A 13,364-nucleotide genomic window follows, 5' to 3' on the forward strand; every position below is an offset into this window, starting at 1 on the left:
ATTCAATTGGGTAGTAGAATCTAAAAAGAGACAAATGAAGAAATTTACTTTTAATTTTTCAAAAAAATAGTATAATGCTTGAGTATTAATTTTTATAAAAATAGCAGATAATAGTTTTAATAGAATACAGTTAAATGAAAGAGAGTGTTGGTTTTGATTTATCTTGATAATGCGGCAACAACGAAAGCCAATCTAGACGTAATAGATTCTTTTGTAAAGGTGAATCAGTCATTATATTATAATCCGAATAGCCCACATTATGCTGGGTTACAAGCAGCGCAAATATTGCAACAAGCGAAAAAGCAAGTAACACAAATCATGAATTGTCCGCAATTTGATGTTCTATTCACTAGTGGCGCAACTGAATCAAACAATATCGCATTAAAAGGTATCGCTTATAGAAAAAGAGATACAGCTAATGTCATTATAACATCCGTTTTAGAACATCCTTCAGTGTTAGAAGTAATGCGTAGTTTAGAACAAGAAGGTTTTACATTAAAATATGTAAATGTTACTTCGCAAGGAATAATAGATGTGGAACATTTAAAACAATTAATGTCCGAAGATGTTGGTCTTGTAACGTGTATGCATGTTAATAATATTATGGGACAAATTCAACCTATACAAGCTATTGTAGATTTATTAAAGCACTATCCTAAAGCGCATTTTCATGTAGATGCTGTACAGGCATTTGGTAAAATACCTCTGTTAATAGAAGGAATCAATAGCATGAGTCTGAGTGGTCATAAATTTAATGGCTTAAAGGGACAAGGTTTACTTCTCATAGATAATGTGAGAAAGCTCACACCGATTATTCAAGGTGGCGGTCAAGAGTATGGTGTACGTAGTGGAACTGTTAACTTGCCTATGGATGTATCTTTGGTCAAAGCGTTAAAATTAGCTAATGAACACTTGTTATCACGGTATGAAAAATTTGCATCATTTAAACAGCAAATTGTAGATATGTTAAAAAATTATCCAGGTGTATACTTAAACTCGCCAGAAAATGCTGCACCACACATTGTTAATATCGCATTTCCAGGCGTTAAAGGAGAAGTACTTGTCAATGCATTTTCTAAACTGGATGTTATGGTTTCAACAACGAGTGCTTGCTCTTCTAAAAGAGAAAAACTTAATGAAGTATTGTTAGCTATGGGATTGTCAGATAAACGCATTGAAGGAAGCATTAGAATATCCTTTGGTGATACTACAAGCCAAGAAGATATAGATACATTCAAAAAAGCATTTAATGAAATATATGGAGAAGTGAAGGAGTTATTAAAGTAATGAATTATGATCATATTTTAGTTAGGTATGGTGAGCTCACTTTAAAAGGGGCTAACCGTAAAAAGTTTGTCAACTGCTTAAAGGACAATGTGAATAAAGCATTAAAATCAATCAATGGCACGCATGTCATGGGAAAAAGAGATCGCATGTACATAGATTTAGAAGAAGAAACGGATTGTAATGAAGTCATCCAGCGCTTAACTCAAATTTACGGTATTAAATCAGTAAGTCCAGTATTAAAAACTGGCAAAACTGTTGATGAAATCAATCAACTTTGTATCAAATTAGCATTAAATTTTAACACAAATGCTTCTTTTAAAATTGATGTTAAACGCTCAGATAAAACTTTTCCATTAGATACTTATGAATTACAACGTATAGTGGGTGGCGCTGTTATTGAAAATGTTCCTGGACTTACAGTGAACGTAAAACAACCAGACTATGAACTACGTGTTGAAGTTAGAAAAGACGCGATTTATGTATATCATGAAATCTTTGAAGGCGCTGGTGGGTTGCCAGTTGGTACAGGTGGCAAAACATTATTAATGTTATCAGGAGGTATTGACTCACCGGTTGCAGGAATTGAAGTAATGCGTCGTGGTGTAACTATTGAAGCCATACATTTCCATAGCCCACCATTTACAAGTGAAAAAGCCAAAGAAAAAGTCATTGAACTTACACGCATTATGTCTCAACGTGTAGGTCCAATTAAATTGCATATTGTTCCATTTACAAATTTACAAAAACAAATCAACAAAGTTGTTCACCCAAGATACACAATGACATCTACGCGTCGTATGATGATGCGTATTGCTGACAAAGTTGTTCATGAAATAGGTGCACATGCGATTGTTAATGGAGAAAATCTAGGACAAGTAGCAAGTCAAACGTTGAAAAGTATGTATGCTATTAATCATGTTACTTCTACACCTGTATTACGTCCTCTATTGACACTTGATAAAGAAGAAATTGTTAAAATGGCACGCAAGATTGGTACATATGACGTATCAATTCAACCGTTTGAAGATTGTTGTACTATTTTTACACCAAAAAATCCTGTAACAGAACCAGATTTTGATAAGGTTGAAAAATATGAGCGTGTGTTTGATTTTGATAGTTTGATACAACAAGCGGTAGAACAGATTGAAACATTAACAATAGATAAAAATTATAAAAGCAAAAAAGATGAAGACACAGCTGCTTTAATAAATGAATTATTTTAGTATCTTTGATAGTTATTAAGTGTAAGGGGATGCTGTGATGGATATAAATATTTACATTGTTTTAATTATCATTTTATTTGGCTTTTTAGCTGCATTCATTGATGCTGTTGTAGGTGGGGGTGGCTTAATATCAACGCCCGCTTTGTTGGCAATTGGTTTACCACCTGCATTAGCATTAGGTACAAATAAACTTGCAAGCAGTTTTGGATCCTTGACGAGTACGATTAAATTTATTCGGTCCGGACATGTGGATTTGAACATCGTTCTCAAGCTCTTTCCATTTGTATTCATATTTGCAGCTGGAGGGGCTAGTTTAGCTATCTTTCTGCCGGCAGAAGTACTTAAACCATTAATTATTATCATATTGACATTAGTAATGGTATATACACTAGTGAAAAAAGATTGGGGAAGTGTACGTACTTTTACTAAATTAACGCCTGTAAAAGCAATAATTTTTGTAACACTCATGCTTATTATTGGTTTTTATGATGGTTTTTTGGGTGGAGGTACGGGTTCATTTATGCTGTTTGTATTATTGCTATTTGGTTTTGATTTTTTAAGTGCAGCTGGAAATGCTAAAGTTTTGAATTTTGCGTCAAATATAGGTGCACTTATCTTGTTTATGATTTTGGGGCATGTTGATTATATGATTGGTTTCATTATGGCTATAAGCATGATTGTTGGATCATATGTTGGTGCGCGCTTTGCGATTGCCAAGGGTGTAGGATATATAAAATTATTATTTGTCACTGTCACTTCAATGTTAATATTAAAAAATATTTTTGATTATGTCAGAGATTGGTTATAAGAAAAAATAGTACTTTCTTTATAGATTAAATGATTGATTTTGTAATTATGTATGGCGTATGATGACATATATGAAGTATATAACATTATTAGGAGGTCATCGATTATGGCTGAAGTCACATTCAATAACCAACCTATTCATTTATTAGGTTCAGAAGTACAACAAGGAGATCAAGCGCCGAATTTCACAGTATTGGCTAATGATTTAAGTGAGGTAACATTAGATACTTATCAAGGACAAAAGAAATTAATTAGTGTGGTTCCTTCTATAGATACTGGTGTTTGCGATCAACAAACGCGTAAATTTAATGAAGAAGCAGCGAAAGAAGACGGTGTTGTATTAACGATTTCTGTAGATTTACCTTTTGCACAAAAGAGATGGTGTGCAGCGAATGGTTTAGATAATGTCATTACGTTAAGTGACCATAAAGAACTTTCATTCGGTAAAAATTTTGGTGTAGTTATCGAAGAAATGCGATTATTAAATCGAGCAGTATTCGTCTTAGATAAAAATAATAAAGTTGTATATAAAGAAATTGTAAGTGAAAACACTGATTTTCCAAACTTTGATGCTGCATTAGAAGCATATCAACAAATATAATCTGTTAATAATATTAAATTGATGTGTCCACAGTTATTTCAATCGATGAGAACATAAAGATATTGACTTCTCAAGAAATAATGTGGACATTTTTTATGAGAAAGGAAGTCTCGTTATCATGCAAGAACAAGAAACCATCATGGAAACGTTATTTAAAACGCTTGATGAAAAGGCTAAGAGCTTGAATAAAGAAAATGGACAAAGCTTTATCGAAAATCTAGGATTAGCGATGGAATATGTGTATCAACAGCGTCGAGATTTACTTGAACAAGCTACATTACAAGATCGTCGTAAAGCCTTTCAATTTGCCTATTTAAGTTTATTACAGGAAGAAACAATACAGGCCAATCATCAAATCACCCCTGACTCAATAGGATTGATTTTGGGATTTTTAGTTCAAAAGTTTATGGCAAAATCGCAAGAATTACATGTTGTTGATATGGCAAGTGGTGCTGGCCATTTAAGCGCAACAGTAAATGAAGTATTGAAAGAATCGACGCTCATGCATCATCTTATTGAAGTTGATCCCGTGTTATCAAGAGTAAGTGTCCATTTAGCGAACTTTTTAGAAATACCTTTTGATGTATATCCTCAAGATGCTATCATGCCACTACCTTTAGAAGAAGCCGACGTTGTGATTGGAGATTTTCCTATTGGATATTATCCTGTTGACGAACGGAGTAAAGATATGGTTTTAGGATTTAAAGAAGGACATAGTTTTTCGCATCATTTATTGATTGAACAGAGTGTAACAGCTTTACGTCAAGGTGGTTATGCATTTTTAGTAGTACCTAGCTCTATATTTGAAGGGGATAGGGTACAACAGCTGCAGAATTTTATTGCTACAGAAACAGAAATGCAAGCATTTTTAAACTTACCTAAAACACTGTTTAAAAGTGAACATGCGCGCAAATCTATTTTAATTTTACAAAAGAAAAAACCACATGTGACTAAATCGGTTGAAGTTTTATTGGCTAATATACCTGATTTTAAGAATCCACATCAATTTCAATCATTTATTGCTGAATTGAATGACTGGTTAGTAACAAATCATCCAGAAAATTAAACTGTATTACTCTTGAATTACTACTGTATTAATGGTTAAATAGTATAGGATACTATTATAAAAAATGGAGGCCAAGGACAAATGTCGAAATTAATTTTGGCGATTAACGCTGGTAGTTCTTCTTTGAAATTTCAATTGATTAGAATGCCTGAAGAAAAATTAGTAACAAAAGGTTTAATTGAACGTATTGGATTAAAGGATTCAATTTTTACTGTAGAAGTAAATGATGAAAAAGTAAAAGAAGTAAGAGATATTAAAGATCATGAAGAAGCAGTTAATATCATGTTAGATAGTTTTGAAAAACATGGCTTCATCGAAAATATCAATGATATTGAAGGAACTGGTCACCGTGTTGTTCATGGTGGTGAATTGTTCCCAACATCAGCTCTTGTAACTGATGAAGTAGAGAAACAAATTGAATCATTATCTGAATTAGCACCGCTTCACAACCCAGCTAATTTGATGGGAATTAGAGCATTTAAAAAATTATTACCTAATATTCCACATGTGGCAGTATTTGATACTTCATTCCATCAAACAATGCCAGAACAAGCTTATTTATATAGCTTACCTTATCAATATTACGAAGATTATGGCATTCGTAAATATGGTTTCCATGGTACGAGTCATAAGTATGTCTCACAACGTGCTGCAGAGTTATTAGGTAAACCAATTGAAGAATTACGTATTATTACATGTCATATTGGTAATGGTGCCTCAATTGCAGCTATTGATGGTGGAGAATCTATTGATACTTCTATGGGCTTCACACCTTTAGCTGGTGTGACTATGGGTACACGTTCAGGAAATATTGACCCAGCACTTATTCCTTTTATTATGGAAAAAACAAATAAATCAGCTGAAGAAGTTCTAAATGTATTGAATAAAGAATCTGGTTTATTAGGTATTTCTGGTACTTCAAGTGACTTGCGTGACCTTGAAGGAGATGCTCAAGAAGGTAATAAACGTGCACAAATTGCTTTAGATGTCTTTGCAGAGAGAATTCATAAATACATTGGTTCGTACGCTACAAGAATGCATGGGGTTGATGTCATTGTATTCACAGCTGGTGTTGGAGAAAACTCTGATGTTGTTCGTGCAAAAGTTCTTGAGGGCTTAGAATTTATGGGCGTATATTGGGATCCTAAGAAGAATGAAGGATTACGTGGTAAAGAAGCCTTTATCAATTACCCACATTCACCAGTAAAAGTCTTAGTTATTCCAACAAATGAAGAAGTTATGATTGCAAGAGACACAGTTAAATTTGGCGATTTATAATAATTTAAAGTTAAAAAGGAGACGTTTCTGAAATAGGGACGTCTCCTTTAATTATAAGGGTGTATTACAGGTTTGACATAAATTAGCTTTGTGTTTCTTTTATACTCAATATTGTGAATTGTTGTTTCTCATACATAGGTGAGAACTTCAGCTACCCAACTTGCTTTGCTAAAAAAGGTTTAACCAGCTTTACTGTGCTTTGGACTCCCTGTTCTTTTTTCTCATGTGAGTGTGTCGCCTATGGAATTCGAACTTAAAAGCACTTAGCTATGTCTTAGTATCGTTTAATATAGTAACAAAAAAGGGCAAAGACATTTATGTCTTTGCCTCGTCAATATAATATAAATAAAAGTGATTTAATTACGCTTGATATTGCTTACGAAGTTCTGCTGTAGCCACTTGTGGTTGGAAATCTTCTGGGATTTCTTCAGTACGAACCACTAATACGTCACATGGTGCATGACGTACAATAGCTTCTGAAACAGAGCCAACGATAAATCGTTCAACTGCATTAAGACCTGATGTACCGCACATAATTAAATCTGCATGTAATTCAGATGCTAGTTTTTTTGGAATAATAGCTTTTGGTGAACCGAATTCCAAACGCGTTTCAACTGTTGGAACACCTGCTTTTGTAGCAACTTCTTTATAGCCTCTCAGTAAATCCTCTGAGAAGTTTTTAGATTTCTCAGTAAACTGAGCATCATACACTTCATATGAAGAATACGTTCTTGAATCAATGATGTTAACAATCGTTAATTTAGCCTCATTACGTTTTGCAACATCTACAGCTTTGTTAAAAGCCCATTCAGCTTCATGTGATCCATCTACTGCGATTAGAATATTTTTATAAGTTAACATTGCGGTTGCCCCTTTCGCTTTTCTTAATTTTATTTTACCACAATTTACAGAATATTAAATTAATATAGTTTTACAATTTTGTGTATATTTTGATTGCGCTTTCATAGTGATAGCGTTACGATATGGATGGAGGTGGAAGGAATGAAAATAGGGATTCCAAAAGAAATAAAAAACAATGAAAACAGAGTGGGCTTATCACCCAGCGGTGTGCATGCTTTAGTTGAGCAAGGGCATGAAGTTCTTGTTGAAACTAACGCTGGTATGGGCTCATTTTTTGAAGATATTGATTATGAACAAGCAGGTGCCAAAATTATAAATGATGCATCTGATGTTTGGGATGTTGAAATGGTTATCAAAGTAAAAGAACCATTGGAATCAGAATATCAATATTTTAAAGAAGGTCTTATTTTATTTACTTACTTACATCTGGCTAATGAAGAAAAATTAACACAGGCACTTATCGATAAAAAAGTTGTTGGGATAGCATATGAAACAGTGCAATTACCAGATCGTTCATTACCATTGCTTACACCAATGAGTGAAGTTGCAGGTCGAATGTCAGCTCAAATTGGTGCAGAATTTTTACAAAAAGTTAAAGGCGGAATGGGCATCTTGCTAGGTGGTGTTCCAGGGGTACCTAAAGCACGTGTATCAATCATTGGTGGAGGACAAGCTGGTACAAATGCTGCTAAGATTGCACTTGGTTTAGGTGCAGATGTAACAATTTTAGATGTAAATCCTAAGCGATTACAGGAACTTGATGATTTATTTGATGGTCGTATTCATACTATTATGTCAAACCCACTTAATATTGAAAATGCAGTGAAAGAAAGTGACTTAGTTATTGGTGCAGTACTTATTCCAGGAGCTAAAGCACCAAATCTTGTTACAGAAGATATGATTAAACAAATGAAAGATGGCGCGGTCGTAGTTGATATTGCCATAGACCAAGGTGGTATCTTCGAAACGACAGATAAAATTACGACACATGATGATCCTACGTATATTAAACATGGCGTGGTGCACTATGCAGTTGCGAATATGCCTGGAGCAGTACCACGCACATCAACGATTGCATTGAATAATGCAACACTACCATACGCACAATTACTAGCTAATAAGGGGTATAAAGAAGCATTTAAAGCTAACCATCCATTGTCTCAAGGTTTAAATACGTATAAAGGTCATGTTACAAATAAAGGTGTTGCTGAAGCATTTAATTTAGAATACCTTTCAGTTGAAGATGCGCTTAAAGAAAAATAATTGAGGTGAAAAACGTCCGGATTAAAGTTATCCGGACGTTTTAGTATAGCAATATTCTATTTATCATAACGCGTAAGTATTTCATAACCATTTTCAGTAACTAGAATATCGTCTTCAATTCTTACTCCTGCTACGTTAGGTACATAAATACCAGGCTCAATTGTTATGACCATTCCAGCTTCTAATACGTTTTCATTTGTACTAGAAACATCTTGATATTCATGCTCTTCTAATCCAAGTCCATGTCCTAAACGATGTGGGAAATATTCTCCATAACCTGCCTCAGAAATAATATCTCGTGCTATTTTATCAATTGCTTTAAGCTTTACACCTGGCTTAATAGCTTTAATTGCAGTTGTTTCCGCTTTTAATACAATATCATATATTTCCTGTGCTTGATTTTCAGGTGTACCGAATTTCACAGTTCGAGTCATATCACTGCAATAGTGGTTAACGATTACACCTAAATCAAAGAGGACATATTCATTGTCTTGTAACTCACGATCTCCTGGTGTGCCATGAGGTGATGCAGCATGGTTGCCAAATAATACCATGGTATCAAAACTCATTTCAGAAACACCATATTTTTTAATTTCATTTTCAATATGATTTACAACATCGCGTTCTTTTACACCAACTCTTAAGAAAGAAACACCAATTTCTATACATTTATCAGCGAGTTGGGCCGCTTTTTTGATGTTTTCAATTTCAGAAGCTGATTTAATATTTCTTAACTGTTTAATAGTAAAATCAATGTCATCAAATGATTTTACGTTAAAGCCTTGTGCCAATTCACGTTGTCGTTTAACAGTTAAATGCTCACTTTCTATCAACATTTTATTAAATGTTTGTGTCATTAAATTAAATGGATTTTCAGTATCTAGATAGCCAATGATTTTACCTTCAAAGGGAGATGCTTTTACTTCTTCAACTTCCATTTTAGGACAGTATAATATTTGTTCTCCATTTTTTTTAATTAGCAGAGCAAATAATCGTTCATGTGGTTCACTGCGATAACCAGTAAAATAAAAGATATTAAGTGGTGTTGTAATCCATGCAGCGTCAGCTTGCTGATCCTTTAACGTTTCAATGATTGTATCTGTGTTTGTCATGTGTTTACCTCCTAAATCATCTTAAATCCATAATACGGCTATTTAGGTTATTTTTCAAAATATACTCATTAATGAATCCTATCTTTAACTTATAATTTATTGTTAAAATTGTAATATGTAGGGTATAACTAAATTACAGACGTTTTAAGGAGGAAATATGATGAAACTTTCATTTCACGGACAATCAACAGTTTATTTTGAGAGCAACGGTAAAAAAGTTATTATCGATCCTTTTATTTCAGGTAATGACAAGTGTGACTTAGATGAACAAACGTTAGAGGTTGATTATATTATATTAACTCATGCACACGAAGATCATTTTGGTGATACGGTTGAATTAGCAAATCGTAATCATGCTACGGTGATTGGTTCAGCAGAATTAGAGGGTTATTTAACTACAAACAAAGGTGTAGAAAATGTTCGCGGTATGAATATTGGAGGAAAGGCAGAATTCGAATTTGGAACTGTGAAATATGTCCAAGCCTTCCATAGTTCAAGCCTAACAAATGAGGACGGAATTCCAATCTACTTGGGTATGCCGATGGGTGTAATTATTGAAACAGAAGGTAAGACAATTTATCATACAGGAGATACAGGTCTATTCAGCGATATGAAGTTGATTGCACAACGTCATCCTGTAGATGTTTGCTTCATTCCAATAGGTGATAATTACACAATGGGGATTGATGATGCAAGCTATGCGATTAATGAATTTATTCAACCCAAAATTTCTGTACCAATACACTACAATACATTCCCATTAATTGAACAAAATCCACAAGAATTTAAAGAAGCTGTAACATATGGTGATGTACAAATACTTGAACCAGGTGAAGCGGTTAAGTTTTAAGATAGAATTAGTGTAAAAGTTTAAGGACTCAGAAACCTTAGTGATAACTGAGTCCTTTTTAATATTCATACAGAATTGAAACTATTTAACGATTAATACAGGGATGTGTGCGCGCTTAGCTACCTTATGACTGACACTACCGAGAACAAATTTCTTTTGTTCTTCAGCTTTGCGGTTACTTAAAACAACGATATCGTATTTGCCACTATTTGCGTGCTTAAGTAATTCTTCTTTTGCACTGCCACGCACAATAATTTGGTCATATTTAATACCGTAGTCATCGAGTATTTTTCTTGTTTTTGCAAGACCTTTGTCACGATCTTCGCATAGCTTATCAAGATGAACACCAGCTCTTATAGATGCTTGAGCATCTTGTTCTCCAATAGCGTTTAAAATAGTAACCACAGTATCTTTACCAGCTAATTTGGACACTTCTTTTAATGCTTTTTCGTTTTTAAGTTGAATATCTACACCCAATAAAATATTTTTATACATAGATACATCCCTCCTCACCCTTATTGTAGTAGAATTATGCTTGTTTTCCAATAATAATTGTGTGAAAAATAAACTTTATTCAAAATAAAATAACTTTATAAGTAATGAATAATATGTAATTAAAGAATAAGGTGAGCATTTTAATTAAAAGGCTTTATTTTTTGTGATATTAAATCGATTTTTTAGCTTTAAAAAGTTATAATACATATAACAATCTCCAAAAATAGTAGAGGTATTAAAATGACTAAACATGAACAAATTTTAGCTTATATCGAAGCCTTATCAGTAGGTCAAAGAATTTCGGTCAGAAAAATTGCTAAAGTGTTAGAAGTATCAGAAGGCACGGCTTATCGAGCGATTAAGGATGCTGGACAACTTGGCTTAGTGACGACGATAGATCGTGTAGGCACAGTTCGAGTTGAAAAGAAGAAACGTGATGAAATTGAAAACTTAACTTTCAGCGAAATCGTTAAGATGATTGACGGCGAAGTTATAGGTGGTAGACAAGGACTGCACAAAACAGTGTCAAAATTTGCGATTGGTGCAATGGAAATTAGAGATTTGATAAAATATATTAGTAAACAGACACTACTTATTGTTGGAAACAGAGAAGATGCACAATTTGAAGCGTTGAAAAGAGGATGTGCTGTTTTAATTACCGGTGGCTTTAAGACGTCAAAAAGAATAATAAATTACGCTAATGAGCATCAATTACCTATTTTATCGTCAAACTATGATACATTTTTAGTTGCAAATATTATTAACAGGGCCATGTTTAATCAAATTATTCGTAAAGAAATTTTGATTGTTGAAGATATTGTTAAACCAGTTAATGAAACGACCGTAATTTTTTCGCACATGGGTCTAAAAGAGTATAAAGAAAAAGCAAAGACTACTGGCCATAGTCGTTTTCCTGTTGTGGATCAAAATTGGAAACTAGTAGGCATTATTACGAGCAAAGAAACCATCGATATGGACCATGATGATGTCATACAAAGTGTGATGACAAAACCACCTATAAATGTTGAATTATCAACGACTGTGGCGAGCTGTGCACATATGATGATTTGGGAAGGAATTGAAATACTTCCAGTAACTACAACTAACAAGAAAATATTAGGTGTTATCACAAGAGAAGATGTTTTGAAATCTATGCAATTATTAGGACGGCAACCACAAATTGGTGAGACAATCAACGACCAAATTGCTAAACATATTGCAGTTACTCCAGAATCAATTGCTGTTGAAGTATCACCATTACTAACTAATCAATATGGTACATTAAGTAAAGCGGTCTTTGTAGCAATTATAGAAGAAACAGTGCAATATAAAATGAGAAAATATAAAAAAGTCGATGTGATGATTGAAAGTTTAAATATTATATATATTAAAACTGTTACAATCGAATCTTCAATTGAAGTTAAATACGATATATTAGATGTTGGACGGAATTTTGCAAAACTTGAAGTAGCGATGAATTGTAATAATCAAAAAGTTGCTAAAGGTATGATAATGTGTCAAATGTTTGAAGATATTATCTAATTAGGGGAGTTGGATTATGGAAAAAATATGGAATCAAATTATGGATGAAATAGAACGTGCGAAGACAATCATTATACACCGTCATGTAAGGCCAGATCCAGATGCTTATGGTTCACAACTAGGCTTAAAGTATTATTTGCAAGCTAAGTTTCCTGATAAGCGCATTTTTGCTACTGGAGAAGCTGAGCCATCATTGTCATTTATAGGGGATTTAGATTCAATCTCAGATAGAGATTATCAAGATGCACTTGTCATTATTTGCGATACAGCAAATGCACCAAGAATTGATGATTTACGATATAATTTAGGTAAGTCTTTGATTAAAATAGATCACCATCCACCAGTAGATCAATATGGGGACATCAACTATGTAAACGACAAAGCTTCGTCTACAAGTGAGATTATTTATGATATGATTGCACATTTTAATGACAATTATTTAATGTCTTCTAAAATAGCGCGGGTATTGTATTTAGGTATTGTTGGTGATACGGGTCGTTTCTTATTTAATAATACAACGCCTCATACAATGAAAGTAGCTAGTTTTTTATTAACTTTCCCATTTAATCATAATGCAGAGTTGAATAAATTATCTGAGAAAGATCCGAAATTAATGCCGTTTCAAGGTTATGTTTTACAAAATTTCCAACTTAAAGATGATGATGCATTTTGTCAGATCAAGATTACAAATGATGTACTTGACCATTATCATATTAAACCGAATGAAGCATCACAGTTTGTAAATACAGTAGCTGATATTAAAGGATTGAAAATTTGGGTATTTGCAGTCGATGAGGGTGAACAGATTCGTTGTCGAATACGGTCAAAAGGTATCACAATTAATGATGTAGCCGCTCAATTTGATGGTGGTGGACATCCCAATGCATCAGGTGCCTCTGTATATTCTTGGGAAGAATTTGAACAACTTGCACGATTGTTACGTCAAAAGCTAACTGTTTAAAAAGAAAGGAGTGTTAAT

At 33.6% G+C, this 13,364-nt stretch carries 13 protein-coding genes; 10 read left to right on the top strand and 3 right to left on the bottom strand.

Annotated features, from left to right (window positions below; genetic code table 11):
• The first annotated feature begins 153 nt into the window (after positions 1-153).
• From HMPREF2597_RS06135 to HMPREF2597_RS06160, 6 genes are all read left to right on the top strand, one after another.
• Positions 154-1,287, top strand: a complete 1,134-nt coding sequence (locus HMPREF2597_RS06135) for a cysteine desulfurase family protein (protein WP_002478037.1) — start codon at positions 154-156, stop codon at positions 1,285-1,287.
• Positions 1,287-2,510, top strand: a complete 1,224-nt coding sequence (gene thiI / locus HMPREF2597_RS06140) for a tRNA uracil 4-sulfurtransferase ThiI (RefSeq protein ID WP_002478038.1) — start codon at positions 1,287-1,289, stop codon at positions 2,508-2,510. The genes HMPREF2597_RS06135 and thiI overlap by 1 nt, the downstream gene beginning before the upstream one ends.
• A 37-nt stretch (positions 2,511-2,547) precedes the next feature.
• Entirely contained in the window at positions 2,548-3,318 is a 771-nt protein-coding gene (locus tag HMPREF2597_RS06145) for a TSUP family transporter (protein ID WP_002458860.1), read from the top strand.
• Between the two features lie 105 nt (positions 3,319-3,423).
• Complete coding sequence (gene tpx, locus HMPREF2597_RS06150) at positions 3,424-3,918, top strand: thiol peroxidase (protein WP_002478039.1); 495 nt, start codon at positions 3,424-3,426, stop codon at positions 3,916-3,918.
• A 118-nt stretch (positions 3,919-4,036) separates the two neighbouring features.
• On the top strand, positions 4,037-4,984 hold the full coding sequence (locus HMPREF2597_RS06155) for a class I SAM-dependent methyltransferase (protein ID WP_002478040.1): 948 nt from the start codon (positions 4,037-4,039) through the stop codon (positions 4,982-4,984).
• A gap of 81 nt (positions 4,985-5,065) precedes the next feature.
• Complete coding sequence (locus HMPREF2597_RS06160) at positions 5,066-6,262, top strand: acetate kinase (protein WP_002458863.1); 1,197 nt, start codon at positions 5,066-5,068, stop codon at positions 6,260-6,262.
• 360 nt (positions 6,263-6,622) lie between these two features.
• Here HMPREF2597_RS06160 and HMPREF2597_RS06165 read toward each other — a convergent pair whose 3' ends face one another.
• Complete coding sequence (locus tag HMPREF2597_RS06165; RefSeq protein WP_002458864.1) at positions 6,623-7,123, bottom strand: universal stress protein; 501 nt, start codon at positions 7,121-7,123, stop codon at positions 6,623-6,625.
• 141 nt (positions 7,124-7,264) lie between these two features.
• Between HMPREF2597_RS06165 and ald the strand changes: the two genes are divergently transcribed.
• Positions 7,265-8,386, top strand: coding sequence for an alanine dehydrogenase (gene ald, locus HMPREF2597_RS06170; RefSeq protein WP_002478041.1), 1,122 nt, complete (start codon positions 7,265-7,267; stop codon positions 8,384-8,386).
• Between the two features lie 56 nt (positions 8,387-8,442).
• On the opposite strand, the gene HMPREF2597_RS06175 is transcribed toward ald, so the two are convergent.
• Positions 8,443-9,498 (bottom strand): M24 family metallopeptidase, encoded by a 1,056-nt coding sequence (locus tag HMPREF2597_RS06175; protein ID WP_070817237.1) that lies wholly within the window; start codon positions 9,496-9,498, stop codon positions 8,443-8,445.
• Between the two features lie 160 nt (positions 9,499-9,658).
• Here HMPREF2597_RS06175 and HMPREF2597_RS06180 point away from each other — a divergent pair, with 160 nt between their 5' ends.
• The gene (locus HMPREF2597_RS06180; RefSeq protein ID WP_002478042.1) at positions 9,659-10,348 is read left to right on the top strand and encodes a metal-dependent hydrolase; all 690 of its coding nucleotides are present in this window, start codon (positions 9,659-9,661) and stop codon (positions 10,346-10,348) included.
• A gap of 81 nt (positions 10,349-10,429) precedes the next feature.
• Here HMPREF2597_RS06180 and HMPREF2597_RS06185 read toward each other — a convergent pair whose 3' ends face one another.
• Positions 10,430-10,843 (bottom strand): universal stress protein, encoded by a 414-nt coding sequence (locus tag HMPREF2597_RS06185; RefSeq protein ID WP_002478043.1) that lies wholly within the window; start codon positions 10,841-10,843, stop codon positions 10,430-10,432.
• Between the two features lie 240 nt (positions 10,844-11,083).
• Here HMPREF2597_RS06185 and HMPREF2597_RS06190 point away from each other — a divergent pair, with 240 nt between their 5' ends.
• Together HMPREF2597_RS06190 and HMPREF2597_RS06195 are read left to right on the top strand one after the other, a co-directional pair.
• Positions 11,084-12,385 (top strand): DRTGG domain-containing protein, encoded by a 1,302-nt coding sequence (locus HMPREF2597_RS06190; protein ID WP_002478044.1) that lies wholly within the window; start codon positions 11,084-11,086, stop codon positions 12,383-12,385.
• Positions 12,386-12,401: 16 nt separating this feature from the next.
• Positions 12,402-13,346: a DHH family phosphoesterase gene (locus HMPREF2597_RS06195; protein ID WP_002478045.1), complete on the top strand. Its 945-nt coding sequence runs from the start codon at positions 12,402-12,404 to the stop codon at positions 13,344-13,346.
• The last annotated feature ends 18 nt before the right edge of the window (positions 13,347-13,364 follow it).

This window comes from Staphylococcus sp. HMSC063A07 (genome assembly GCF_001836955.1).
GTDB classification, from domain to species: Bacteria; Bacillota; Bacilli; order Staphylococcales; family Staphylococcaceae; genus Staphylococcus; species Staphylococcus lugdunensis.